23 protein-coding genes, 4 tRNA genes and 1 riboswitch are annotated in these 25,021 nt (G+C 61.6%); of the genes, 4 read left to right on the forward strand and 23 right to left on the reverse strand.

Annotated elements, in window-relative coordinates; all coding sequences use genetic code 11:
* Positions 1 to 165 precede the first annotated feature (165 nt).
* Both CAG11_RS17910 and CAG11_RS17915 read left to right on the forward strand, forming a co-directional pair.
* Complete coding sequence (locus CAG11_RS17910; RefSeq protein WP_085597459.1) at positions 166 to 402, forward strand: hypothetical protein; 237 nt, start codon at positions 166 to 168, stop codon at positions 400 to 402.
* Between the two features lie 13 nt (positions 403 to 415).
* The gene (locus CAG11_RS17915) at positions 416 to 595 is read left to right on the forward strand and encodes a PA3371 family protein (RefSeq protein WP_085597262.1); all 180 of its coding nucleotides are present in this window, start codon (positions 416 to 418) and stop codon (positions 593 to 595) included.
* On the opposite strand, the gene phnN is transcribed toward CAG11_RS17915, so the two are convergent.
* Entirely contained in the window at positions 570 to 1,151 is a 582-nt protein-coding gene (gene phnN, locus CAG11_RS17920; protein WP_085597263.1) for a phosphonate metabolism protein/1,5-bisphosphokinase (PRPP-forming) PhnN, read from the reverse strand. The two genes, CAG11_RS17915 and phnN, sit on opposite strands and share 26 nt — an antisense overlap.
* A gap of 385 nt (positions 1,152 to 1,536) precedes the next feature.
* Here phnN and CAG11_RS17930 point away from each other — a divergent pair, with 385 nt between their 5' ends.
* Entirely contained in the window at positions 1,537 to 1,863 is a 327-nt protein-coding gene (locus CAG11_RS17930) for an Arc family DNA-binding protein (protein WP_003178899.1), read from the forward strand.
* A 105-nt stretch (positions 1,864 to 1,968) separates the two neighbouring features.
* On the opposite strand, the gene mgtE is transcribed toward CAG11_RS17930, so the two are convergent.
* The 9 genes from mgtE to ltaE all read right to left on the reverse strand — a co-directional run bounded on the left by mgtE (position 1,969) and on the right by ltaE (position 9,946).
* A complete protein-coding gene (gene mgtE, locus CAG11_RS17935; RefSeq protein WP_022640315.1) occupies positions 1,969 to 3,411 on the reverse strand; it encodes a magnesium transporter in 1,443 nt (480 codons plus the stop codon).
* 412 nt (positions 3,412 to 3,823) lie between these two features.
* Positions 3,824 to 3,900 (reverse strand) — tRNA-Arg (locus tag CAG11_RS17940).
* A 71-nt stretch (positions 3,901 to 3,971) separates the two neighbouring features.
* Positions 3,972 to 4,048, reverse strand: a tRNA-Arg gene (locus CAG11_RS17945).
* A 71-nt stretch (positions 4,049 to 4,119) separates the two neighbouring features.
* Positions 4,120 to 4,196, reverse strand: a tRNA-Arg gene (locus tag CAG11_RS17950).
* Positions 4,197 to 4,303: 107 nt separating this feature from the next.
* Positions 4,304 to 4,394 (reverse strand) — tRNA-Ser (locus CAG11_RS17955).
* A 62-nt stretch (positions 4,395 to 4,456) separates the two neighbouring features.
* Positions 4,457 to 4,645, reverse strand: coding sequence for a carbon storage regulator CsrA (gene csrA, locus CAG11_RS17960; RefSeq protein WP_002554426.1), 189 nt, complete (start codon positions 4,643 to 4,645; stop codon positions 4,457 to 4,459).
* A gap of 187 nt (positions 4,646 to 4,832) precedes the next feature.
* Positions 4,833 to 6,074, reverse strand: coding sequence for an aspartate kinase (locus CAG11_RS17965; RefSeq protein WP_053137032.1), 1,242 nt, complete (start codon positions 6,072 to 6,074; stop codon positions 4,833 to 4,835).
* A 96-nt stretch (positions 6,075 to 6,170) separates the two neighbouring features.
* Positions 6,171 to 8,795, reverse strand: coding sequence for an alanine--tRNA ligase (gene alaS / locus CAG11_RS17970; protein ID WP_085597265.1), 2,625 nt, complete (start codon positions 8,793 to 8,795; stop codon positions 6,171 to 6,173).
* A 146-nt stretch (positions 8,796 to 8,941) separates the two neighbouring features.
* Positions 8,942 to 9,946, reverse strand: a complete 1,005-nt coding sequence (ltaE, locus tag CAG11_RS17975; protein ID WP_085597266.1) for a low-specificity L-threonine aldolase — start codon at positions 9,944 to 9,946, stop codon at positions 8,942 to 8,944.
* Positions 9,947 to 10,159: 213 nt separating this feature from the next.
* Positions 10,160 to 10,330, forward strand: a riboswitch (FMN riboswitch).
* 120 nt (positions 10,331 to 10,450) lie between these two features.
* Between ltaE and CAG11_RS17980 the strand changes: the two genes are divergently transcribed.
* A complete protein-coding gene (locus CAG11_RS17980) occupies positions 10,451 to 10,960 on the forward strand; it encodes a 6,7-dimethyl-8-ribityllumazine synthase (RefSeq protein WP_022640320.1) in 510 nt (169 codons plus the stop codon).
* Between the two features lie 52 nt (positions 10,961 to 11,012).
* Here the strand turns inward: CAG11_RS17980 and astE are convergent, their stop codons facing one another.
* The 13 genes from astE to CAG11_RS18045 all read right to left on the reverse strand — a co-directional run bounded on the left by astE (position 11,013) and on the right by CAG11_RS18045 (position 24,514).
* Positions 11,013 to 12,023, reverse strand: coding sequence for a succinylglutamate desuccinylase (gene astE / locus CAG11_RS17985; protein ID WP_085597267.1), 1,011 nt, complete (start codon positions 12,021 to 12,023; stop codon positions 11,013 to 11,015).
* A 12-nt stretch (positions 12,024 to 12,035) separates the two neighbouring features.
* Positions 12,036 to 12,323 (reverse strand): hypothetical protein, encoded by a 288-nt coding sequence (locus tag CAG11_RS17990; protein ID WP_022640322.1) that lies wholly within the window; start codon positions 12,321 to 12,323, stop codon positions 12,036 to 12,038.
* Positions 12,324 to 12,378: 55 nt separating this feature from the next.
* A complete protein-coding gene (gene astB, locus CAG11_RS17995; RefSeq protein ID WP_085597268.1) occupies positions 12,379 to 13,725 on the reverse strand; it encodes an N-succinylarginine dihydrolase in 1,347 nt (448 codons plus the stop codon).
* 172 nt (positions 13,726 to 13,897) lie between these two features.
* Positions 13,898 to 15,367, reverse strand: a complete 1,470-nt coding sequence (astD, locus tag CAG11_RS18000; RefSeq protein ID WP_177409146.1) for a succinylglutamate-semialdehyde dehydrogenase — start codon at positions 15,365 to 15,367, stop codon at positions 13,898 to 13,900.
* Entirely contained in the window at positions 15,364 to 16,389 is a 1,026-nt protein-coding gene (gene astA, locus CAG11_RS18005; RefSeq protein ID WP_022640325.1) for an arginine N-succinyltransferase, read from the reverse strand. Before astA ends, astD begins: the two co-directional genes overlap by 4 nt.
* A gap of 85 nt (positions 16,390 to 16,474) precedes the next feature.
* A complete protein-coding gene (gene aruF, locus CAG11_RS18010; protein ID WP_022640326.1) occupies positions 16,475 to 17,494 on the reverse strand; it encodes an arginine/ornithine succinyltransferase subunit alpha in 1,020 nt (339 codons plus the stop codon).
* 132 nt (positions 17,495 to 17,626) lie between these two features.
* Positions 17,627 to 18,847, reverse strand: coding sequence for an aspartate aminotransferase family protein (locus CAG11_RS18015; RefSeq protein WP_085597270.1), 1,221 nt, complete (start codon positions 18,845 to 18,847; stop codon positions 17,627 to 17,629).
* 418 nt (positions 18,848 to 19,265) lie between these two features.
* Entirely contained in the window at positions 19,266 to 20,246 is a 981-nt protein-coding gene (argR, locus tag CAG11_RS18020; RefSeq protein WP_085597271.1) for a transcriptional regulator ArgR, read from the reverse strand.
* A 113-nt stretch (positions 20,247 to 20,359) separates the two neighbouring features.
* Positions 20,360 to 21,124 (reverse strand): ABC transporter ATP-binding protein, encoded by a 765-nt coding sequence (locus CAG11_RS18025; RefSeq protein WP_085597272.1) that lies wholly within the window; start codon positions 21,122 to 21,124, stop codon positions 20,360 to 20,362.
* A 23-nt stretch (positions 21,125 to 21,147) separates the two neighbouring features.
* Positions 21,148 to 22,260 carry a succinylglutamate desuccinylase/aspartoacylase family protein gene (locus CAG11_RS18030; RefSeq protein WP_085597273.1) on the reverse strand — a complete coding sequence of 371 codons (1,113 nt, stop codon included), beginning with the start codon at positions 22,258 to 22,260 and terminating at the stop codon, positions 21,148 to 21,150.
* Between the two features lies 1 nt (position 22,261).
* On the reverse strand, positions 22,262 to 22,960 hold the full coding sequence (locus tag CAG11_RS18035) for an ABC transporter permease (RefSeq protein WP_022640331.1): 699 nt from the start codon (positions 22,958 to 22,960) through the stop codon (positions 22,262 to 22,264).
* Positions 22,957 to 23,646: an ABC transporter permease gene (locus CAG11_RS18040; RefSeq protein ID WP_085597274.1), complete on the reverse strand. Its 690-nt coding sequence runs from the start codon at positions 23,644 to 23,646 to the stop codon at positions 22,957 to 22,959. Before CAG11_RS18040 ends, CAG11_RS18035 begins: the two co-directional genes overlap by 4 nt.
* Before the next feature lie 91 nt (positions 23,647 to 23,737).
* The gene (locus CAG11_RS18045; RefSeq protein ID WP_022640333.1) at positions 23,738 to 24,514 is read right to left on the reverse strand and encodes an ABC transporter substrate-binding protein; all 777 of its coding nucleotides are present in this window, start codon (positions 24,512 to 24,514) and stop codon (positions 23,738 to 23,740) included.
* Between the last annotated feature and the right edge of the window lie 507 nt (positions 24,515 to 25,021).

Genomic DNA, 25,021 nt, shown 5'->3' on the forward strand with positions numbered 1-25,021 from the left:
GGATCGTGCAAATTGCATCAATGCAAAAAGCCATCAATGCAAAATGCAACTCACACATCCGGCAAACAAACGCCAACCAGCTGTTTTTAAAGGATTTAATGGCATATACACTGTTGGCACGCAGCCTGCTTTATCCGTGGATAAAACACTGCGGAGATGATGCCCATGAACAGCGTCCTGTTTCTCTTGAATGCGACAGCCATTGCCGTGCTGGTGGCTTTTCACTTTCTACCGCAGGACAACGTCACCGATGGGCCTTGCGTCACTCATCATAACCAGGGCCTAAGCGCACAACTGGCCGTCCTCAATACCCAGGCCCTACCCGGGACCATGACCCAGGCCGCCACCGGAGAGGCCCCGCAGCCACCAGCGGAGCTAGTGAGCGAGCGCTGGGTATTCTGATCAGGAGTTATACATGTCCACCGCAGCCAAAAGCCTGCTTGTCCTGGTAATGCTCAGCGCCATAGCGGCCATGGCATTGCCCGAAGGAACCTTCAGCTGGATATGCCTGGTAGCCTGCGGCGTGTTCTCCAGCCTGTTGCTGCTGGCCCTGATTGCCGGGCGCAAGATCAAGTTCGACCCGGTGCTGCGCTGATCCCGTGCAGGCGTAATATCTCCAATAGATGCTGGACGGTAGACGACAATCCTTGTGAGTTGTCCAGGCGCACCACCTGCCCGTCGTCGAGCCAGCCCTCATTGATGAACAACTCGTTGCGCCTCAGGCGATCCTCGATTTGCGCCACACTTTCCCGTCCCCGCATTAGCAAACGTTGGCGCAACACCTGGGTATCCACGGTAAGCACAATGGGCAGTAGGTCGCGATAGCGCTCCCGAGCCTGCGGCAGATAACCTCGGGAGCCGTTGACCAGTACGTGGCGCCCCTGGGCCAACCATTGGTCGATCTGTAGCGCAATGCCATAACCCAGGCCATTGGCCCGCCACCATAAGGCAAATTCCCCCTGGGTCACCCGGCGCTCGAACTCCTCGGCACTGACCTCCTCGGCACGCTCGCCCACCGACTCGGCAGAACGGGTGATGACCCGCCTCGCCACCTCGCAGCCCATCTCGGCCAATGGTCGTCTGGCAGCATCGATCAGGCTGTCCTTGCCAGCCCCCGAGGGGCCCATCAGGTAAATGAGTCTACCGGGCATGGATGCGGGATCCGGACGCAGATACTAGTAAATCGGCCATTTGCCACTATCCTCTAACAGGTAGGGATCATGAGACTCATCCGCAGCGCGTGCACCTTCGCTAGTGCACTCCCACTCCCACTCCCACCGGGCGAGAGACTGCGGCCAACAATGCGGATCAGCGATCTTTTCAAACCAGTCCGCATTTCTGATAATTGGTGCTGGCATAACGCCTTTATCCAGTTCAATATTTGTCACAGAATTGACGCCAATGATCTGGCAATTTTTGAGGCATGATGCGGGCCTCTTAACAATTCAGGTTGAACATTTGGCAATCAGGCTTGTCTTAAAAAACAGCCCGCGGCCAATTCCGAGAACCGCTCCCCTGAACTAACCGGTTAAATATATGCGCCCATTGAAACAGGCAATTTATTCCAGCCGTACGGCTGACAAGTTCGTCGTACGTCTGCCCGACGGGATGCGTGAACGCATTGCCGAGGTGGCTCGCAACCATCATCGCAGCATGAACTCCGAAATCATCGCACGCCTGGAGCAGAGTCTTATTCAGGAAGGTGCCTTGGGTGAAGAGCTGAGCATGCGCCTGGACAGCCCAGAACTGTCCTTGCATGAACGCGAGCTGCTTCAACGTTTCCGCCAACTTTCACATCGCCAGCAAAACGCCCTGGTTTCGCTGATTGCACATGACGCAGAAATGGCCGCAGACGCCAGCTGATTTTGCCCCGAAAGCTAGAGCCAGCCTAGTCGCTGGCTTTTTTTGCCCGCCTGAAAGCAACGAAGCGCCATCAAGGCGCTTCGTCGGGAATCCATAGCCAAGGGCTCAGAGCAGGAAGATCGTCGCCAGGCCGAGAAAGATGAAAAAGCCACCGCTGTCGGTCATCGCGGTGATCATCACGCTGGCTCCCATGGCCGGATCTCGCCCCAGGCGCGCCAAGGTCATGGGGATCAAGACCCCCATCAGGGCCGCCAGCAACAAGTTCAGGGTCATCGCCGCTGTCATGACCACACCCAGCGACCAACTGCCGTACAACATGTAGGCCACGGCACCGATCACCCCACCCCAGATCAGGCCGTTGATCAAGGCTACCGCCAGCTCCTTGCGCATCAGGCGCGAGGTATTACCAGTACTGACCTGGTCCAGGGCCATTGCCCGGACGATCATGGTGATGGTCTGGTTCCCCGAGTTGCCGCCGATACCTGCCACGATCGGCATCAATGCCGCCAGCGCCACCAGCTTCTCGATGGAACCTTCGAACAAACCTATCACCCGCGAGGCCAGGAATGCCGTGATCAGGTTGATGGCCAGCCAGGCCCAACGGTTGCGTAGGGACTTCCAGACCGAGGCGAAGATATCTTCCTCTTCACGCAGACCGGCCATGTTGAGGACTTCGCTTTCGCTCTCCTCACGAATAAGGTCGACCATTTCGTCGATGGTCAAACGACCGATCAGCTTGTCGTTCTTGTCGACCACCGGGGCCGAAATCAAGTCATAACGCTCGAAGGCCTGGGCCGCATCGTAGGCGTCTTCATCGGGGTGAAAGCTCACCGGATCGCTGGCCATGACCTCCGCAACCTGCTTTTCCGGGTCATTGACCAGGAGCCGCTTGATCGGCAGGACCCCCTTGAGCACGCCGTCGTAGTCGACCACGAACAGCTTGTCGGTATGGCCAGGCAGCTCCTTCAGGCGACGCAGGTAACGCAGGACCACTTCAAGGCTGACATCCTCGCGGATGGTCACCATCTCGAAGTCCATAAGGGCACCGACTTGCTCCTCGTCATAGGACAACGCGGAGCGGACACGCTCACGCTGCTGGCCATCGAGGGCCTCCATCAGCTCATGGACGACGTCTCGCGGCAGCTCGGGAGCCAAGTCAGCAAGTTCGTCAGCGTCCATCTCCTTGGCCGCAGCCAGGAGCTCATGATCGTCCATGTCGGCGATCAGGGTTTCACGCACGGAGTCGGATACTTCGAGGAGGATGTCGCCGTCACGCTCGGCCTTGACCAACTGCCAGACGGTCAGGCGCTCTTCCAGGGGCAAGGCTTCGAGAATGTAAGCGACGTCGGCAGAGTGCAGGTCATCGAGCTTGCGCTGCAACTCGACGAGATTCTGCCGATGAACCAGGTTTTCTACCCGGTCATGGTGATGGCCTTCCTGACGGTGCGTCAGGTCTTCGACCACCCGCTGGCGCTGCAGCAGCTCAACGACTTGAGCGAGGCGATCCTGCAGGCTTTCCTGCGTTTTCTTTACTTCTACTTCGGTCATAGGCGAACTCCACTCCCAGCAGAGGAGCACGCCGGAAGGATCAATCAGTCAGTTCATGATTGTGAAAACGAGATACTGAGTAACTACTGGGTAAGTCCATGGAGATATTCCACAAGCCCCGGCGGGGCTGACGGGCGCAATCATACACCGCCTGGCGGTTTTAAACGTTAAAAAATAGCGGCAAGAACAAGCGCTTGCGACATAAACCTGAGCGGCGCCCGAATCTATGGAACTGCGACGCCCCGGCAGAAAAAGAAAACACACAGATGGAGAAAAAAGTCCGCCGACATGCCGCCGAGCAGGATATTCGACTACCGAGAAGACAAGCCGTTCCGAACGAACAGGCAAGAGAGAAAATGAAGCCACACAAAAACAAAAAGCCCGTATCTTGCGATACGGGCTTTCTGATATATGGTGCACTCGACAGGATTCGAACCTGTGACCGCTCGGTTCGTAGCCGAGTACTCTATCCAGCTGAGCTACGAGTGCATTTGTGTTTTTAGACCAGACCACAACTGGTTGAAGCCGAGTTATTCATATCGCTACAACTAACTCTTAAATGGTGCACTCGACAGGATTCGAACCTGTGACCGCTCGGTTCGTAGCCGAGTACTCTATCCAGCTGAGCTACGAGTGCATTTGTGTTTTTAGACCAGACCACAACTGGCTGAAGCCGAGTTAATCATATCGCTACAAATAACTCTTAAATGGTGCACTCGACAGGATTCGAACCTGTGACCGCTCGGTTCGTAGCCGAGTACTCTATCCAGCTGAGCTACGAGTGCATTTGTTGCGCCGCATTATAGCCCGTTGAATCATCTTGTTAAGCACTTTTTCTAGTAAATTCAACAACTTACAGAAGAAGCCAGATTACAACGTACTAAGCAAATAATGGCGGAGAACGGGGGATTCGAACCCCCGACACCCTTTTGAGGTGTACTCCCTTAGCAGGGGAGCGCCTTCGGCCACTCGGCCAGCTCTCCGCAACACGGGGCGTATATTAACCACCTTTCTCCCCGTTTGCAAACAAAAAAAACGAGAAAAATTAATGGCTTGGTTCTTCGTCCTTCTCTTTCTTGATCCGCAGGTAGATTTCCTCACGGTGGACCGCCACTTCTTTGGGGGCGTTGACACCAATACGCACTTGATTACCTTTGACGCCGAGCACGGTCACAGTGATTTCGCCATCACCAATGATCAGGCTTTCTGCGCACCGACGAGTCAGAATCAACATACCTTTCTCCTCACGCATTACATTTCAGGGACTACAGTCTGCAAAAAAAAGGGTGTTGGCCTACAACCGGGTCGGCAGTAGTCCTACACGCCTAAGTATTGACTAGCGTGGACGAAAGAACAGCTTTCTTCCACGCCGATCAAAAACACAAAGGGCGCGGTCAGACCGCGCCCCATTCAACCACGCGTCACTCGCCCTGTCGGGCTGGCGCGTCGAGCTCGAACGCGGTGTGCAGGGCACGTACCGCCAGCTCCAGGTATTTCTCTTCGATCACGACCGAAACCTTGATCTCGGAAGTGGAGATCATCTGGATATTGATGCTCTCCTTGGCCAGCGCCTCGAACATCCGGCTAGCTACGCCCGCATGGGAACGCATGCCGACACCGACGATGGAGACCTTGGCGATATCGGTATCGCCAACCACTTCCCGGGCACCGATTTCACGCGCGGTATTTTCCAGCACGTTCTGGGCGGCCAGGTAGTCGTTGCGGTGCACAGTGAAGGTGAAATCGGTGGTGTTATCGTGCGAAACGTTCTGCACGATCATGTCGACTTCGATGTTCGCTGCGCTGATAGGGCCAAGAATCTTGAAGGCCACGCCAGGATTGTCTGGCACGCCACGGATAGTCAGCTTGGCTTCATCGCGGTTAAAAGCGATGCCGGAAATGATCGGCTGTTCCATGGATTCCTCTTCATCAATAGTAATGAGGGTGCCCGGACCCTCCTGGAAGCTGTGCAACACGCGCAGCGGAACGTTGTACTTGCCGGCGAACTCGACCGCACGGATCTGCAACACCTTGGAACCCAGGCTGGCCATTTCCAGCATTTCTTCGAAGGTGATCTTGTCCAGGCGCTGAGCCCTGGCCACCACGCGCGGATCGGTGGTGTAGACGCCATCCACATCGGTATAGATCTGGCACTCGTCGGCCTTCAAGGCCGCCGCCAGGGCTACACCCGTAGTGTCGGAGCCGCCACGACCCAAGGTGGTGATGTTGCCGTGCTCGTCGACACCCTGGAAACCGGCCACCACGACCACGCGACCGGCCTTCAGGTCGGTGCGGATCTTCTGGTCATCGATCTGCAGGATCCGCGCCTTGGTGTGCGCGCTGTCGGTCAGGATGCGTACCTGGTTGCCGGTATAGGACACCGCCGGGATACCACGCTTGATCAGCGCCATGGCCAGCAAGGCGATGGTCACCTGCTCACCGGTGGACACGATCACATCCAGCTCACGGGGAACCGGTGGGGCTTCGCCACTGATCTGCTTGGCCAGATCGATCAGGCGGTTGGTTTCGCCACTCATAGCCGACAACACGATCACCAGGTCGTCGCCAGCTTCGCGGAACTTCTTCACCTTGTCGGCAACCTGCTCGATCCGCTCGATTGAGCCGACCGAAGTGCCGCCAAATTTCTGTACGATCAAAGCCATTTTCTAAGCCGCCTCAGCCCGTCAAGGGGCGCCCGTTAAACAATCAAACTGCGCAGCGCAAGGACCCGCCACTAGACGGCGGGTCCGGTCGGCGCCTTAAATGCCTTGCTCGACAAAGGGCACGGTCAGGGCCAGCGCGGCATCCAGCGCAGCAGCGTCGACGCCACCACCTTGTGCCATGTCTGGACGACCACCGCCCTTACCGCCCACTGCCGCAGCAGCCTGCTTCATCAAATCACCGGCTTTGAGTTGGCCAGTCAGGTCCTTGGTTACGCCAGCAACCAGCACGACCTTTTCCTCATGGACACTGCCGAGCAGGATCACTGCGCGGCCGAGTTTGTTTTTCAACTGATCCACCAGCGCCAGCAGCGCCTTGCCGTCCTGGCCATCGAGACGCGCAGTCAGCACTTTCACGCCCTTGACGTCCTGGGCCTGAGCCGACAGGTCGTCACCGGCCGCAGCGGCGGCCTTGGCTTGCAGCTGCTCGAGTTGCTTCTCCAGCAGACGGTTGCGCTCCAGCACCGCCGACAGCTTGTCGATCAGGTTGTCACGGCTGCCCTTGACCAGGACCGCCGCTTCCTTGAGTTGCTCTTCGCCCGCATTGAGGTAGGCCAGGGCCGCAGCGCCAGTGACTGCCTCGATACGCCGCACGCCGGAGGCCACGCCACCTTCGCTGGTGATCTTCAACAGACCGATGTCGCCGGTACGGTTGGCGTGGATACCACCGCACAACTCGACCGAGAAGTCGCCACCCATGCTCAGCACGCGCACGCTATCGCCATACTTCTCGCCGAACAGCGCCATGGCGCCCTTCTTCTTGGCGGTATCGATATCGGTTTCTTCGGTTTCCACCGCGGTGTTCTTGCGGATCTCGGCGTTGACGATGTCTTCCAGCGCCTTGATCTGCTCTGGCTTGATCGCTTCGAAGTGGCTGAAGTCGAAGCGCAGGCGATGGCTGTCCACCAGCGAGCCCTTCTGCTGCACATGCTCGCCCAGCACCTGGCGCAGCGCGGCGTGCAGCAAGTGGGTAGCCGAGTGGTTCAGCGAAGTGGCGTGGCGCACTTGCGCGTCGACCTGCGCTTCAACCGAGGTGCCGACGCTCAAGCTGCCCTGGGCCAGCACGCCGTGGTGCAGGAAAGCACCGCCGGTCTTGGTGGTGTCACGTACATCGAAACGTGCATTGCCAGCCGTCAGGAACCCGCAGTCGCCAACCTGGCCGCCGGATTCGGCATAGAACGGAGTCTGGTCGAGGATCACCACGCCCTCCTCGCCTTCGCCCAGCACCTCGACCGATTGCCCATCCTTATAGAGAGCGACCACGTTGGCCGCGCCGCTGGTGGCGTGATAACCGGTGAACTCGGTAGCCACATCGACCTTGACCAGGCTGTTGTAGTCCATGCCGAAGGAGCTGGCGGAGCGAGCGCGTACACGCTGGGCCTCCATCTCGCGCTCGAAACCTTCCTCGTCCAGGGTCAGGTTGCGCTCACGGGCGATGTCACCGGTCAGGTCCATGGGGAAGCCGTAGGTGTCATAGAGCTTGAACACCACATCACCCGGAACCACGCTGCCCTTGAGTTCGGCCAGGTCCTGCTCGAGGATGCGCAGGCCCTGCTCCAGGGTCTTGGCGAACTGTTCTTCTTCAGCCTTGAGCACGCGCTCGATATGCGCCTGCTGGCTCTTGAGCTCAGGGAAGGCTTCGCCCATCTCGGCCACCAGCGCGGCGACGATCTGGTAGAAGAAGCTGCCCTTGGCGCCCAGCTTGTTGCCGTGGCGGCAAGCGCGGCGAATGATCCGGCGCAGCACATAGCCGCGACCTTCGTTGGACGGCAGCACGCCATCGGCAATCAGGAAGCCGCAGGAGCGGATGTGGTCGGCCACCACTTTCAGCGAGGCCTGGCCGTCGTTGCTGCAACCGATCGCCTTGGCCGCGGCGGCCAGCAGGTTCTGGAACAGGTCGATCTCGTAGTTCGAATGCACGTGCTGCAATACGGCACTGACACGCTCCAGGCCCATGCCGGTATCCACCGACGGCGCTGGCAGCGGGTGCAGCACGCCGTCGGCGGTGCGGTTGAACTGCATGAAGACGTTGTTCCAGATCTCGATGTAGCGGTCGCCGTCTTCTTCCGGCGAGCCGGGTGGGCCGCCCCAGATATCGGCGCCGTGATCGTAGAAGATCTCGGTGCAAGGACCACAAGGACCGGTGTCGCCCATGGTCCAGAAGTTGTCGGAGGCGTAGGGCGCGCCCTTGTTGTCACCGATGCGCACCATGCGCTCGGCCGGCACCCCGACTTCCTTGGTCCAGATGTCGTAGGCCTCGTCGTCGGTGGCGTAGACGGTGACCCAGAGCTTTTCCTTCGGCAGGTTCAGCCACTTCTCGGAAGTCAGGAAGGTCCAGGCGAAGGTGATGGCGTCACGCTTGAAATAGTCGCCGAAGCTGAAGTTGCCCAGCATCTCGAAGAAGGTGTGGTGACGGGCGGTGTAACCGACGTTTTCCAGGTCGTTGTGCTTGCCACCGGCGCGGACGCACTTCTGGCTGCTGACAGCGCGGGTGTAGGCGCGCTTTTCCTGGCCCAGGAAGCAGTCCTTGAACTGGTTCATCCCCGCGTTGGTGAACAGCAGGGTTGGGTCGTTGCCTGGGATCAAGGAGCTGGAGGCGACACGGGTGTGGCCCTGCTCTTCGAAGAAGCGGAGGAAGGCTTCACGGATTTCTGCGCTTTTCATTAGGTTCTTCCACGGAGACTGCGGCCAAAGGCCTGTGCGCAACGTCAACAGACGAAACGACGGCAAAGGGCCGCATTATATCGGCGTTAATCACTTGGTACAGCGTGTTTGTACGATACAAACAGTCAATTGGACGGAGAACACTGTCACTTACGGGAAAACTCGGCAAAAGTGCCCACCACTTGGTCGATTTGCCCACGCTCGACGTCCAGGTGGGTCACCAGGCGCATCCGCGGCGCGGCACTCAAACGTACGCCCCGCTCGCCGGCAAAGGCCTTGAGGGCTTCGGCCCGCTCGCCCAGTTGCACATAGACCATATTGGTCTGCACCGGCTCGACGTTGTAACCCACCTCGCGCAGGCCTTCGGCCAGCAGACGGGCATTGGCATGGTCGTCCGCCAGGCGCTGCACCTGGTGATCCAGGGCATACAGGCCCGCAGCCGCCAGCCCACCGGCCTGGCGCATGCCGCCACCGACCATCTTGCGCAAGCGCCGGGCCTTGCCGATCAGCTCGCTGGAACCGCACAGCACCGAGCCCACCGGTGCCCCCAACCCTTTTGACAGGCATACGGATACCGAGTCGAAGTGCTCGGTGATCAACCGCGCATCGACGCAAAGTTGCACGGCCGCGTTGTACAGCCTGGCCCCATCCAGATGCAGGGCCAGGCCGTGCTCGCGACTGAAGGCGCGTGCCTGGGCCAGGTAGGCCAGCGGCAGCACCTTGCCCTGCATGGTGTTTTCCAGGGCCAGCAGGCGGGTGCGGGCGAAATGGAAATCGTCGGGCTTGATCGCCGCCGCCACCTGGCCCAGGTCCAGCGAACCATCGGCCTGGACCTCCAGCGGCTGCGGCTGGATCGAGCCCAGCACCGCCGCGCCGCCGCCCTCGTATTTGTAGGTATGGGCCTGCTGCCCGACGATGTATTCGTCGCCACGCTCGCAATGAGCCATCAACGCCAACAGATTGCTCATGGTGCCGGAAGGCACGAACAGCGCCGCGGCGAACCCCAGGCGCCGGGCCAGCTCGGCTTCCAGCTGGTTGATCGTCGGATCCTCGCCGTAGACGTCGTCCCCGGTGCGGGCGCTGGCCATGGCATCGAGCATGCCGGGAGTCGGCTGGGTCACGGTGTCACTACGAAGATCGATCACGCTCATCACATCTGGCCTCGCTGCTGGACCCTCAGGCCCGGTTAAGACAGGGAATTCCCTTTCGGACATGAATTACTGCCGTCTCACCCCCGAATAATCAAGCAACAACTTTAGAAAAAACTGATCCTGAGCACGAAAAATCTGACAAGAACCAAAAGGTACGATGTTTTCCTGGGCAGACTGTGTTAAAAATCCACCGCCCGGGCCAAAGCCACGGGCAAACGTTCTCAGGGCGGGGTGCAATTCCCCACCGGCGGTAATTGCACGCAATGTGCATAGCCCGCGAGCGCTTGGCACCATCGGCAGCTTGCCTGCAGGTGATGACAAGGTCAGCAGACCCGGTGTGATCCCGGGGCCGACGGTCATAGTCCGGATGAAGAGAGAACGGGATTAGCGCCGAAGGGCCGCTGCCGAACCGTCGTGGGAGAACCACGCGGGTCTTGCGCGCACCCTTGAATCCCATTCGATTCATGCATGCCCTGTTTTTCATACAAACAGGAGTCAGAACAGATGCAACTCTCTGCTATCGATAGCAAAAGCAAACACCACCCCAACGAACGCGTCGCCTTCATCCAGGCCTGCTGGCACAAGGAAATCGTCGACCAGAGCCGCCAGGGCTTCATCAACGAAATGCTCGCCCAGGGCTACCAGGAAAGCGATATCGACTTCTTCGAGGTCGGTGGCGCCTTCGAAATCCCGTTGCAAGCCAAGCTGCTGGCCAAGTCCGGTCGCTATACCGGGATCGTCGCTGCCGGCCTGGTGGTGGACGGTGGTATCTACCGTCACGACTTCGTCGGCCAGGCGGTGATCAACGGGCTGATGCAGGTGCAATTGGAAACCGAAGTGCCGGTGTTCTCGGTGGTGTTGACCCCACATCACTTCCATGCGGGCGAAGAACACCAGAAGTTCTTCTTCGAACACTTCGTGGTCAAGGGTCGGGAAGCGGCCATCACCTGCGCCGACACCCTGAACAAGACTCGCGCCCTGCGTCGTAACGAACAACGGGCAGTCGCGGTATAAGGACTGCAGCAGGGTTGCCCGCCATGGCGGGCAACCCTGCTGGCTTGCAGTATCAGCTCAGGCCATCGGCCGTGGCCGGCACGATCAGGATCCCGGCACGCAGGCCATTCTTGACCTTGGGGTTGGGAAAAATGATCCGCGCCCCCTCCTCCTCGATGACCCAGCGGGTCTGGGCGATGTCCTCGGCCAGCAGGTAACCCATCTCCAGCTCGGAAAAGTTCTCCACGTCCGCCGGCAAGTGCAGTTGAAAGCGGTCGCTGTGCTTGATCACTTCCCGAGAGACACTGAACAACTTCAACCCTTCAAGGCTGTCCTGCTCCGCAGGTGGCTCGCTGCCCTCGATCAGTTGCTTAAGGCGAGTTTCCAGGCGCTCGACGTTGACCCCCTGGTTCTGCCCGAACGGCCGGGCCTTGCCCAGTTCCAGGGTGAAGGACTCGGCCCCCAGTTGATCGTAGGTGTAAGCGCTGAACACGATGGAAGGCTTGTTCTGCAACAGCACCGCCTCCATGCCGCAGGCCCTCAGGCGTGCCAGCTGACGGTGTGAATGCTGGCGTCCGTCCTTCCACGGATACAGGGCGAACTGCTCGATCTTCGAACCGCGAATGGCCGTGTGCAGGTCGTAGTGCAAGCGCTCGCGCCCCGGCAGGCTGAAGAAGCTCGCCGCCAGGCGCTCCAGCTCACAGGCGCGCAAGGCCTCATGCCCACTGCTCTGCTCATGCCGGCCATTGAACAGGCGATTGACATCCTGCTCGACGAAACGCTCGCCGCGGCGCATGGCCTCGGGGTTGCCGAACAGGAACAGGATACGGGCGCGGGGCTTCAGGTCGCCCCGGGCGATGTCATGCAACAGGCGGTCGAGCAACTCGATGGGAGCGGTCTCGTTGCCATGGATGCCGGCGGACAACAACAGGTCCAGGCCGTTGTCGCGCGCTTCGGGCGGGCGCACTTCCAGCGCCCCCTCGCTCAGCCAGCGCATGCGCACGCCGTCGACAGTCAGTTGAGTCTTCTCTGCCGGTTCACGGCCGGCGAGGGTCAGTTCAAGCAGTTTGCCGAGGGCGAGCATAAAACGCGTTCCTTAGTGGGCGTGGCCGCAGCCTGGGCCGTGCACGTGATCGTCGTCGCCAGCGTCGGCCGGCTCCATTTCCAACTGCAGGCTGACCAGGTTGGTCGCCAGTGGGCGCAGCAGCAGGCTGGCGTATTCCTCGTCACCCTCCTCCACGTCCACGCCGATCAGCAACTGGCCACGGCCGTCCTGCTGGATCCACACTTCCTTGCCTTGCCAAAGCACCGCAAAACGGGTGCAGGAGGTTTCCTGTTGGGCGCCTTCGGCATCTTCAAGGATCAATTGCAGGGTATCGCTCATGGGTCGGTTCTCGTCTGGGGTGAAGCCCGCACCCGGGGCGTCCGGGTGCGGGCCGTCAATTGATCTGGAAAGGATAAACCGCGCCCAGTTTAAGGATTTGCGTCAGCTCATCCAATGCCGTCCGGCACTCGACCAGCAGCTGCGGGTCCGCCAGGTCGGCTTCGGTGAGACGATCGCGGTAATGCTTGCCGACCCACTGGGTCAGGGTCTCGTACAGCGGCGCGGTCATGATCACGCCTGGGTTGACCGCCGCCAGCTCGGACTCGTTGAGCGCCACGCGCAAGCGCAGGCACGCCGGGCCACCGCCGTTCTGCATGCTCTGCTTGAGGTCGAAGACCTTCACTTCACGGATCACGCCACCGGAGCTGGTGAGGTTTTGCAGGTATTGCCAGACCCGCTCGTTGTTACGGCACTCTTCCGGCACGATCAGCAGCATCGAGCCATCGGCACGAGACAACAGCTGGCTGTTGAACAGGTAGGAACGCACTGCGTCCTCCACCGTCACCTGGGAGCGCGGTACGCAGACCGCCTGGAAGTGACCGCCACGCTTGCCCAGCTTGGCCTGCAGTTCGGCAAGCAGCTTGCCGGTCTCGAGGAAGGCGTCCTCGTGGTAGAACAGCACCTCGCCGTTGCCTACGGCGATCACGTCGTTATGGAACACGCCCTGGTCGATCACCGCCGGATTCTGCTGGGCGTAGACCACCCCGTCCTCGTCCAGGCCATGCAGCCGGGCCACGGCCTGGGATGCTTCCAGGGTCTGGCGCGCCGGGTACTTCTGCGGCGTCGGATAGCGATTGTCGAAGGCACTGCGACCGAAGACGAAGAACTCGACGCCAGCCTGGCCATAGTCACGGCAGAAGCGCGTGTGGTTGGCCGCACCTTCATCACCGAACTGCGCCACTGCCGGCAGGGCGGCGTGATGGGCGAAGTGCTTCTGGTCGGCGAACATCGCCCCCAGCACCCGGCTGGTGGTCGGGTGCTCGATGCTGCGATGGTACTTGCAGTTGAGGTTGGCGGCGGTGAAGTGCACGCGGCCGTCGGCAGTGTCGGCGCTCGGGCTCACGGTGGCGGCGTTGGCCACCCACATGCTCGAAGCCGAGCAGCTGGCGACCAGCAACGGCATGGCCTGCTTGGCCGCCTGCTGGATGACCTGCGCATCGCTCCCGGCAAAACCCAGGCTGCGCAGCGCGGTCACGTCCGGACGCTCCTGCGGGGCGAGCACACCCTGCTGGAAGCCCATGTCCATCAGCGCCTTCATCTTCGCCAGGCCCTGCAGCGCCGCTTCCTTGGGATTGGAGCCCTGCTGGCTGTTGCTCTGGGAGGCGACGTTGCCGTAGGACAAACCGCCGTAGTTATGGGTCGGCCCCACTAGACCGTCAAAATTGACTTCATAGGATTTCATCAGCGAGGCTCCACGAATCTGCTTGTTATAGGCATCGATATCAGTACAGGTCTTGAGGCCGCCGACGCCCGTTTCAAAAGACGTTCGCAGCCTGCGGCAGCGGCCTCATCGACGCCCCACCGCTGTTTGCAGCCGCTGCCGTGGAGCACCAGGGGCGCACCACGGCATCTCATCAATCCAGGCGCACGCCCGGGGTCAGCGCTCCCGGCAAGGCCAGGCTCGGAGTCTCCAGGGACGCTACCGGATACGCGCAGTAGTCCGCCGCGTAATAGGCGCTGGCCCGATGGTTGCCCGAGGCCCCCACGCCACCGAATGGCGCGCTGCTGGCGGCGCCGGTCAACTGCTTGTTCCAGTTGACGATCCCGGCCCGGCTCTGCAGCCAGAACTGCTGGTAGCGCTCCTCGGAATCCGACAGCAAGCCGGCCGCCAGGCCGTACTGGGTGTTGTTGGCCTCGGCGATGGCGCCATCGAAATCAGCGTAGCGGATCACCTGCAACAACGGCCCGAACAGCTCCTCGTCAGGTCGCTCGGCCACCGCCGTGACGTCCAGGATCCCCGGGGTCAGCAGTGCGGCCTGGGCCTGGGGCTGGGTCATCTCCAGCAAGGCCACGGCGCCATTGGCCAACAACTGGCGCTGGGCATCCAGCAGTGCCTGGGCGGCGCCCAGGGAGATCACCGAGCCCATGAACGGCGCCGGTTGCTGGTCGAAGGCACCCACTTCGATGCTCGAGCTGACCGCCACCAGGCGCGCCAGCAGCGAGTCGCCCCAGGCGCCGGCCGGCACCAGCAGGCGACGGGCACAGGTGCAGCGCTGGCCAGCCGAGATGAAGGCGGACTGGATGATGGTGTACACCGCCGCATCCAGGTCCGCGACCTGGTCCACCACCAGCGGGTTGTTCCCGCCCATCTCCAGGGCCAGGATCTTGTCCGGGCGCCCGGCGAACTGCTGGTGCAGGTGGTTGCCGGTACGGCTGGAGCCGGTGAAGAACAGGCCATCGATCCCCGGGTTGGCAGCCAAGGCGATCCCGGTTTCCCGGGCGCCCTGCAGCAGGTTGAGCACGCCTGCCGGCAGGCCGGCCTCGATCCAGCACTGGACCGTCAGCTCGGCGACCTTGGGTGTCAGCTCGCTGGGCTTGAACAGCACGCTGTTACCCGCCAGCAGCGCCGGCACTATGTGGCCATTGGGCAGATGGCCGGGGAAGTTGTAGGGGCCGAACACCGCCACCACGCCGTGGGGCTTGTGCCGCAGCACGGCAGTGGCGTCGCCCAGCGGGCCGCTCTTCTCGCCGGTACGCTCGCGATAGCTCTGCACCGAGATGGCGATCTTGTTGACCATGCTGGTCACTTCCGTGGTCGCTTCCCACAACGGCTTGCCGGTTTCCTCGCCAATGCAATGGGCCAGTTCGTCGGCACGGGCCTTGAGGCCGGCAGCGAAAGCTTCGAGCACGCCGATGCGCTCCTCCAGGGAACGCTTGGCCCAGGCCGGGAATGCCTGGCGTGCAGCTTGTACCGCGCTGTCTACCTGGGCGGGTGTTGCACCGTTGCCGGACCAGATGACCTCCTGGGTCACCGGATTGACCGAGGTGAAGGCTTCACCCTGGCCGGCCAGCCATTGGCCGGCGATGTACAGCGTGCTCATTATTTCGACTCCCGAGAAGCAGACAGCGGAACCGCGCGGACCTGGTCGCCGGCGTTGAGTTGCAGGCGCTTGGCGGTCAGCGGATCGACCACCAGGGTGCCCGAGGCGAAGCGCGCCGGCGCCGCGGTGATGCGGCATTCCTCGCGCTTGCGGTTGTGGATCAGGAAAGGCGTGGCATCGTCGCCCGGGGTGCCGATGGCCAATACCAGCGCCTGGCTGTCGCGCACCGCGCGGATCTTGCCGGTCTCGCACTCCACCGCCGGGCCGGCATCGAAGATGTCGACATAACCCTGGTAGCTGAAGCCCTCGCTCTTGAGCATGGCCAGGGCCGGCTCGGTGTCGGTGTGGACCTTGGCGATGACGTTGCGCGCATCCTCGGAAAGAAAGCAGGTGTAGAGCGGGAACTTGGGCATCAGCTCGGCGATGAAGGCCTTGTTGCCGACACCGGTGAGGTAGTCCGCCTGGCTGAACTCCATCTTGAAGAAGTGCCGGCCCAGGCTTTCCCAGAATGGCGAACGCCCCTGCTCGTCGGACATGCCACGCATCTCGGCGATGATCTTGTTGCCGAACAGCTGCGGGAACTCGGCGATGAACAGCATCCGCGCCTTGGCCAACATGCGGCCGTTGAGACCGTTGCGATAGTCGGCATGCAGGAACAGCGAGCACAGTTCGGAGTTGCCGGTCAGGTCGTTGGCCAGGAACAGCGTCGGGATCTCGCGGTAGATGTTCAGCTCCTGGGAGGCGCTGACGGTCAGGCCGACCCGGAAGTTGTACCAGGGCTCCCGCAGGCCGACCGCGCCGGCGATGGCGGAAATCCCCACCACGCGGCCGTTGTCGTCTTCCAGCACGAACAGGTAGTCCGCATCGCCGCGCTCGGCTTCACCGCGAAAGGTCTTCTCCGCCCAGCCGACCCGATGGGTCAGGCGCTCTTCGTTGGCCGGCAAGGTGGTGAGGCCGGTGCCGGTGCTGCGGGCCAGGTCGATCAGCGCGGGTAAATCGCTGCTGCGTACGGGACGAACGATCATGCTATCTCCTCAGACGGACGCCTTTGACGGCACCCGCGAAACTCGCTGCTTTGCAGACAGGCCTTCCAGGGTCTGGAAGCCGCCGTTAAACCGCCACCAGGCGCACACTGGCACCTTCGCCGACACCCAGGGCCTCGGCTGCTTGCAGATCCAGGGTCACCGGCTTGCCGGGGGCGTAGTCCAGCTCCAGCAGCACCGCACGGTAGTCCTGCAACTGGCCATTGGCGACCAGGTACTGGCGACCGCCGCCCTTGAGCGCCTCGCCGATCTTCACCGGCACCACGCGGCTCTGGGCGATCGAGCGGATCCCGGAAACCCGCGCATGCAGGGTCGGGCCGCCGTCGAAAATATCGATGTAGTGATCGGTCTCGAAACCTTCGCGCATCAGGATGTCGAAGGTGATCTGCGCGCGCGGATGCACCTGGCCCATGGCTTCCTGGGCGGCGTCCGGCAACAGCGGCACATAGATCGGGTAGTGCGGCATCAGCTCGGCCAGGAAGGTCCGGCTCTTGAGACCGCACAGGCGCTCGGCCTCGGCATAGTTGAGGTCGAAGAAGTTGCGACCGATGGCGTCCCAGAACGGCGAATCGCCATTCTCGTCGCTATAGCCGACGATCTCAGTCACCACCGAATCGGCGAAACGCTCCGGATGGCCAGCCACGAACAGCAGGCGGCCACGGGAGTTGAGCTCGGCCCAGGGCGTGCCCACCAGGTCGCGGACCACGTAGAAGCTGGTCAGCAGGCTGTTGCCGGTGAGGTCGTGGCACTGGGACAGGACATGGATCTTGTTGTGGATCTTCAGCTCGCGGGACGCATGGACGAAGGTTTCGTTGCGAAAGCTGTAGAACGGCTCGGAGTAGCCCGCCGAGGCAACGATGGCCGAGCAGCCCACCAGCTTGCCGCTCGCCGTGTCCTCGAGGACGAAGAAGTAGCTCTCTTCGCCATTGAAGCTCACTTCCGCGGCGAACGAAGCCTCGCTCGCGGCGATCTTGTCGCGCAGGCGATCCACATCATCGGGCAAGGAGGTGACACCAATCGGGCTGTCTGCAGCCAGACGCTGTACCTCGCCCAGATCGGCCATTTGCGCGGGGCGCATCACCAGCATGGGGTCACTCCTTACTCTAGAACAGGGTCGGAAACCGTCCGACTCAGGGAAAAAAATGCCGGGATAGCCCGGCACAGGAATTAGTGTTCGACGCCGGCAAAGCACCGGCGCCGAGAAGTACCACCGCCTGGATCAGGCTTGGGTCAGTTTTGCCACGGCGCGCTCGAAGCGGTCCAGGCCCTGGTCGATATCCGCGTCCTCGACCACCAGGCTCGGGGCGAAACGCACCACGTCCGGACCGGCCTGCAGGATCATCAAGCCTTCTTTCTCGGCCGCGTTGAACACGTCCTTGGCCTTGCCTTTCCAGGCTTCGCTGAGCACGCAGCCGAGCAGCAGGCCCAGGCCACGGATTTGCGTGAACAGGCCGTACTTGGCGCCGATCTGCGACAGGCGGGTCTTGAAGCGATCGTGCTTGGCCTTGACGCCATTGAGCACTTCAGGGGTGTTGATCACGTCCATCACGGCACCGGCCACGGCACAGGCCAGCGGGTTACCGCCGTAGGTAGTGCCGTGGGTACCGACCACCAGGTGCTTGGCCAGCTCTTCGGTGGTCAGCATCGCCGCGATCGGGAAGCCGCCGCCCAGGCTCTTGGCGCTGGTGAGGATGTCCGGAGTCACGCCGTAATGCTGATAGGCGAACAGCTCGCCGCAGCGACCCATGCCAGTCTGCACTTCGTCGAACACCAGCAGCGCGTTGTGCTGGTCGCACAGCTCGCGGGCACCTTGCAGGTAGGCCAGCTCGGCAGGCAACACCCCGCCCTCGCCCTGGATCGGCTCCAGCACCACGGCGCAGGTCTTGTCGGAGATCACGGCTTTCAGCGCGGCCAGGTCGTTGTACGGCACATGGGTGATGCCGGTGATCTTCGGACCGAAGCCATCGGAATACTTGGACTGGCCACCGACGTTGACGGTGAACAGGGTACGGCCGTGGAAGCTGTTGAGCGCAGCGATGATTTCGTACTTCTCGGCACCGAAACGATCATGGGCCACGCGACGGGCCAGCTTGAAGGCGGCCTCGTTGGCTTCCGCACCGGAGTTACAGAAGAATGCGCGCTCGGCGAAGGTGGCGTCGATCAGCTTGTGGGCCAGGCGCAGGGCCGGCTCGTTGGTGAAGACGTTGGAAACATGCCACAGCTTGTTCGCCTGCTCGGTCAGGGCTCCTACCAGGGCCGGATGGGCATGGCCCAGCACGTTGACCGCGATGCCACCGGCGAAGTCGATCAGTTCCCGGCCAGCCTGGTCCCAGACTCGAGACCCCGCGCCGCGCACAGGAATGAAAGCCGCAGGTGCGTAGTTGGGAACCATCACCTGGTCGAAATCGGCGCGTTGCACCGGGGCTTGCTCAACGGACATCGGAGTCTCCTGAAGAGGAACACCCGCCTGGAACTGGCGAGCGATGGAGGGATTGTAAGGACAGTTTTCTGCCCGGCCTTGTCGCCAAGCGACAACTTCTTATAGCGCCAACCCCGGTTTTTCGCGGGTTTATGGCAATGCGACAAATTGCGTCGCAAAGGCGCAGTTTAAACTGCGTGGCGCCTGAACGGCAGGTTTGCCGGGCTAATTATCCACTTGGCCGGCAGCGCCGCTCACACACAGTCTTGAGCCGTTGCCGCAGGCTGCGACCAGGCACCCTGCACCAATGGAAGCGGCAACGGGAAACGCTTGCAAGGTTCCAATCGCCTTGGTGGCTGATGCCGAGTCATACGCAACCTTCGGCAGCGGCTGCACGAGGCGCCGAACCGCTGCTTGCGAGTACAAAGAAGGAGTGGGGTCAGCCGCGCTCGGCGGGTACGGAAGAGAGCTCGAAGGGGCTGCTGCTGCGCCGCTGGTTGCGGTCTTCGCGCGGGGTGGCGCCAAAGAAGTTGCGATAGGCGCTGGAGAAATGCGGGCCGGAGGAGAAACCGCAGGACAGGCCGATCTGGATGATCGATTTGCTGGTCTGCATCAGCATCTGCCGCGCCTTGTTCAGGCGCAATTCCAGGTAGTACTGGCTCGGCACGCGGTTCAGGTACTGCTTGAAGATCCGCTCCAGCTGGCGCCGGGATACGCAGACATGCTGGGCGATCTCGTCGGTGGTCAACGGCTCCTCGATATTGGCTTCCATCAGCAGCACCGCCTGGGTCAGCTTCGGATGACTGGAGCCCAGGCGGTTCTGCAACGGAATACGCTGGCGTTCGCCACCTTCGCGGATGCGCTCGACCACCAGCTCCTCGGACACCGCGCCAGCCAGCTCCGCGCCGTGATCCCGGGCCAACACCGCCAGCAGCAGGTCCAGCACCGACATGCCGCCACAGGCGGTCAGCCGATCGCGATCCCAGTCGAACAGGTGGCTGGTGGCGATGACCTTGGGAAAACGCTCGGCGAAATCGTCCTGCCAGCGCCAGTGCACTGCTGCCCGGTAGCCATCCAGCAACCCCAGCTGGGCCAACGGATAGACCCCGGCCGACAACCCGCCGACCACACAACCGGCGCGCACCAGTTGCTTGAGCGCGGTGCCCAGGGCCGAACCCACCGGCGCCGGAGGCTCATCGGCCAGCAGGAACAGCTTCTGGCAACCCTCCAGCTTGCCCGCCCAAGGCTCGCCCGGCAGTTGCCAGGTACCTTCCACGGCTGGCTCGGCCTGGAGGAAGGCCAACTCGTAGACCACTTCCGGATGAACCCGCTGGGCGACGCGCAAGGCCTCCTCGGCCAGCGCCAGCGTCAAGGCTTTAGTGCTGGGCCAAATCAGGAAACCAATTCGATGGGCAGTCATGGCGGGCGATCCGAAACGAAAAACAGTAGGAGAAGCCAAGGGCGGCAGCACCAAGTTAGACCATCTGGCGCAGGGCGCTCAGCATGACCTAATTTGGTGCATAACGGCAGCTATTACTTGAGGCTGCCGGAGAGGAATTGTTGCAAACGTTCTGATTGTGGATTCACCAGCACTTCCCGCGGATTGCCGCTTTCTTCCACCAGGCCCTTGTGCAGGAATACCAGCTGGTTGGAGACCTCGCGGGCAAAGCCCATCTCGTGGGTCACCACCACCATGGTCCGGCCTTCCTGGGCCAGGGACTGCATGACCTTCAGCACGTCGCCCACCAGCTCCGGGTCCAGGGCCGAGGTCGGCTCGTCGAACAGCATCACCTCAGGCTCCATGGCCAAGGCCCGGGCGATCGCCACGCGCTGCTGTTCACCGCCGGACATATGCCCCGGGTAGGCATCCTTGCGATGCGCCACGCCGACCTTGGCCAGGTAGTGCTCGGCCTTCTCGCGGGCTTCGGCCTTGGACACGCCCAGTACATGCACCGGGGCTTCCATGATGTTTTCGATGGCGGTCATGTGCGACCACAGGTTGAAGTGCTGGAACACCATCGACAGGCGCGAGCGCATGCGCTGCAACTGCTTGGGGTCGGCGGCCTTGAGGGCACCGTCCTTGCTGGCCACCAGCTTCAGCTCTTCATTGTTGAGCAGGATCTTCCCGGCGTGCGGCTGCTCCAGCAGGTTGATGCAGCGCAGGAAGGTACTCTTGCCCGAGCCACTGGAGCCGATGATGCTGATCACATCGCCGGCCGCGGCCTTCAGGGACACGCCCTTGAGCACTTCATGGCTGCCATAGCGCTTATGCAGGTCTTGGACTTCAAGTTTGTACATGCGGTCGGTTCTCACAAAAACAGTCAGTCGTTGAGCAAGCGCCCGTGACGCAGCGCTTCGCGCCCCGCCACCTTGGCCAGCCAGAAACCGGGTTGGGCATAACGCAGCCGCTCAACGGCGAACAGCACGCCGCTGGTGCCAGCACACACCGTACTGACCCGATCGGATAGAGGATCAATCACTTCAAAAAGCGGCTCGCCCACTTCCACCCAACTACCAGCCGGACGCAGGAAGCTCACCACGCCAGGATGCGGCGCATACAGCAATTCAGTGCCTTCGAAGGGCATGCCCTCGCAAGCTTCACGCCCTGGCGCCGGCCATTGCCCGGCAATCAGCCCTTGTTCGGCAAGGAACGCCAGGATGCCTTCGGCATGCGCCTCGGCCTGGGGCCGGCCGGTGTCGGCCTGGCCACCCAGCTCGAGGGTGGTCGCCAGGCATGCCAGGGGGATCTGCGCCTCGGGGAACTGCCGCGACAAACGCAACCAGGGCAGCGAACAGGCCTCGTCGAACGAGCTGCCGCCAGAATCTTCCGCCAGCAGGCCCACCCGCACATCCAGGTGAGCCGCCAGGGAACGCCACTGTGGCCAGTGCTGCGGCAAGGCGTACATATGCAAGGCCGCCTCGGCATCGCAGTGCAGGTCCAGCACCACGTCGGCGGTGCAGGCATGCGCCAGCAACACTCGCTGCATGCCCTGCAGCTGGCTGGCGGCCGGCGGCAATTCGGCCAGCACATCAGCCATGGCCTGGCGGATCAGCTGCACGTTGGCGTGGGCATCGTCACCCAGGCGCCCCTCCAGGCGCTGGGCCACAGGCGCGCTGAGCTCGACGAAATCACGGTTGAAGTTCTTGCCGCTGCCGGCTTCGAAACGCCCCTGGTGATTGCCTTGCAGCAACTGCCCAAGACCCAGCGGATTGGCCACTGGCACCAGTTCGACGACGCCCTTGAGGGCGCCCTGGGCTTCCAGCTCGGCCAGGCGCTTCTTCAGCTCCCAGGCGGTACGCATGCCAGGCAGTTCGTCTGCATGCAGGCTGGCCTGGATATAGGCCTTGCGCTCCCCGCTGCCGAAACGGAATACCGAGATGCTGCGCTCGCTGCCCAGGTGGCTCCAGGGCAATGGATGATCGATACGTTCCATATCAGTGCTTCCGCGGCGCCAGGTAGCGCAGCCAGCGGCCTTCGGCCAGCTTGAACAGGCGCACCAGGATGAAGGTCAGGCACAGGTAGAAGACGCCGGCGGTGATGTAGGCCTCGAACGGCAGGTAGTACTGCGCATTGACGGTACGGGCCGCGCCAGTGATGTCGATCAGGGTGACGATGGAGGCCAGGCTGGTGGTCTGCAGCATCATGATCACTTCGTTGCTGTATTGCGGCAGCGCCCGGCGCAGGGCCGACGGCAGGAGGATGCGGCGATACATCTTGTAGCGCGACATGCCCATGGCCTTGGCCGCCTCGATCTCGCCGTTGGGCGTGGCCTTGAGGCTGCCGGCGATGATCTCGGCGGTATAGGCGCTGGTGTTGATGGCGAAGGCCAGGCAGGCACAGAAGGTCGCGCTGGACAGCCAGGGCCAGAGGAAGCTTTCGCGTACTGCTTCGAACTGCGCCAGGCCGTAGTAGATCAGGAACAGCTGCACCAGCATCGGAGTGCCACGGATCACATAGGTGTAGAGCCAGGCGGTCATGTTCACCAGCGGCTGCTTGGACACGCGCATCAGCCCCAGGGGCAGCGCCACCAGCAAGCCGAAGAACAGCGACAGCGCCAGCAGTTTCAGGGTGGTCAGCAGGCCGCTGAAATACAGCGGCAAGGCATCATAGATGACGTTGTAGTCGAAGATCATAGATCAGCCGCCCTTACGCCTACCGAGTAGCGCTTCTCAAGGTGACGCAGCGCCAGCAACGAGACACTGGTGATCACCAGGTACATGGCCGCCACTGCGAGGAAGAAGGTGAAAGGCTCGCGGGTGGCATCCGCCGCCTGCTTGGCCTTGAACATCATGTCTTGCAGGCCCACCACGGAAATCAGCGCGGTGGCCTTGGTCAGCACCAGCCAGTTGTTGGTGAAGCCGGGAATCGCCAGGCGGATCATCTGCGGCACCAGCACCCGGAAGAACACTTGCGTGCCGCTCATGCCGTAGGCCATGCCGGCTTCCGCCTGCCCCTTGGGAATCGCCATGAAGGCGCCACGGAAGGTTTCCGAAAGGTAGGCCCCGAAGATGAAGCCCAGGGTGCCGATACCGGCGGCCAGCGGGTTGAGGTCGATGTAGTCGTCGTAGCCCAGCAACGGTGCCACGCGATTGAGCAGATCCTGGCCGCCGTAGAAGATCAGCAGGATCAGCACCAGATCGGGAATACCACGGATCACCGTGGAGTACAGGTCGCCCAGCCAGGCCAGCCAGCGTACCGGCGAGAGGCGCAGCGCGACCCCGATCAGACCTAGAACGATGGCCAGGGCCATGGACGACAAGGCGAGCTGAAGCGTCAGCCAAGCGCCATCGAGGATGACAGCCCCGTAGCCTTTCAACATGATTCAGGTCCTCGAAAATTGGGATGAAAAAATGGCGCAAACTTCAGAGATTCTGCTGCTTGCGCCATCTCGGACTGACAGGTTCGACGGATTACTTGCCGTAGATATCGAAGTCGAAGTACTTGTCCTGGATTTCCTTGTATTTGCCGTTCTCGCGAATGGCGGCGATGGCGGCGTTGATCTTGTCCAGATCAGCCTTGTCGCCCTTGCGCACGGCGATCCCTACGCCGTCGCCGAAGTACTTGACGTCGGTGAAGGCCGGACCGACGAAGGCGAAGCCCTTGCCGGCATCGGTCTTCAGGAAACCGTCATTCAACAGGGTAGCGTCCGCCACGGTGCCGTCGAGGCGCCCGGCCGCTACATCCAGGTAGATTTCGTTCTGCGAGCCGTATGGCTTGATCTGGGCGCCCAAGGGAGCCAGGACCTCACGGGCGAAACGCTCGTGGATCGAACCGCGCTGCACGCCGATGTTCTTGCCCTTGAGCTCGGCCATGCCGTCGCTGACCTGGGTCCCGGCCTTCATCACCAGGCGCGCAGGAGTGTTGTAGTACTTGTTGGTGAAGTCCACGGACTTGCGGCGATCGTCGGTGATCGACATGGAGGACAGGATCGCGTCAATCTTGCGTACCTTCAGTGCCGGGATCAGGCCATCGAACTCCTGCTCGACCCACACGCACTTGACCTTCATCTGCTCGCACAGGGCGTTGCCGATGTCGTAGTCGAAACCGACGATGCTGCCATCCGGAGCCTTGGAGGCGAATGGAGGGTAAGCCGCTTCGATACCAATTTTCAGGGGCTTTTCGTCGGCGACGGTCGGCAGGGACAGCACGGACAGTGCCAGGGCGCCAAGAAGCACGAGTTTCTTCATTCTTAGAACTCCATCGGTAAAGGGCGAAAACGGCAGAGTGAGCAACAGCCCAATATGCGAATGGGTGAACCCTCAATAGCGGCGCTGCGTCCTGAAAAGCCCGGAAAGGGACTCACACACAGGTAACGACGAGCGAGTGACCGGCATTCTAACGACAGGCCGGAAGCCGATATTTCCTCAATGCGACAACAAATTACAGAAGCACCGAGAACGCCGGGGCGGCATATTGACAGCTCTTCAGGATTATGCAAGAGCAAAAGACAGTGAACCGATCTACGTTGCAAATTGCGGGCCTATTATTGGCAAAGCCTTCTATTCCGGCAAGCGCAGCGTGATAGCTTATTTTTTACATGGATATAAAAGGCCCTGAAACGCCGCCCGACGTTTCCCATCGCCCCGAAATTGGGCGCAGGGTTACACCTTCGCCCAACCCGGTAACATTCAGATACGTCTACCGGGCAAACCGATATTTATTCGCCCCTCCCAACCGACCGGGCCCACTGGGCG

Origin of the sequence: Pseudomonas sp. B6(2017), assembly GCF_002112765.1 — a bacterium.
GTDB lineage: Bacteria > Pseudomonadota > Gammaproteobacteria > Pseudomonadales > Pseudomonadaceae > Aquipseudomonas > Aquipseudomonas piscis.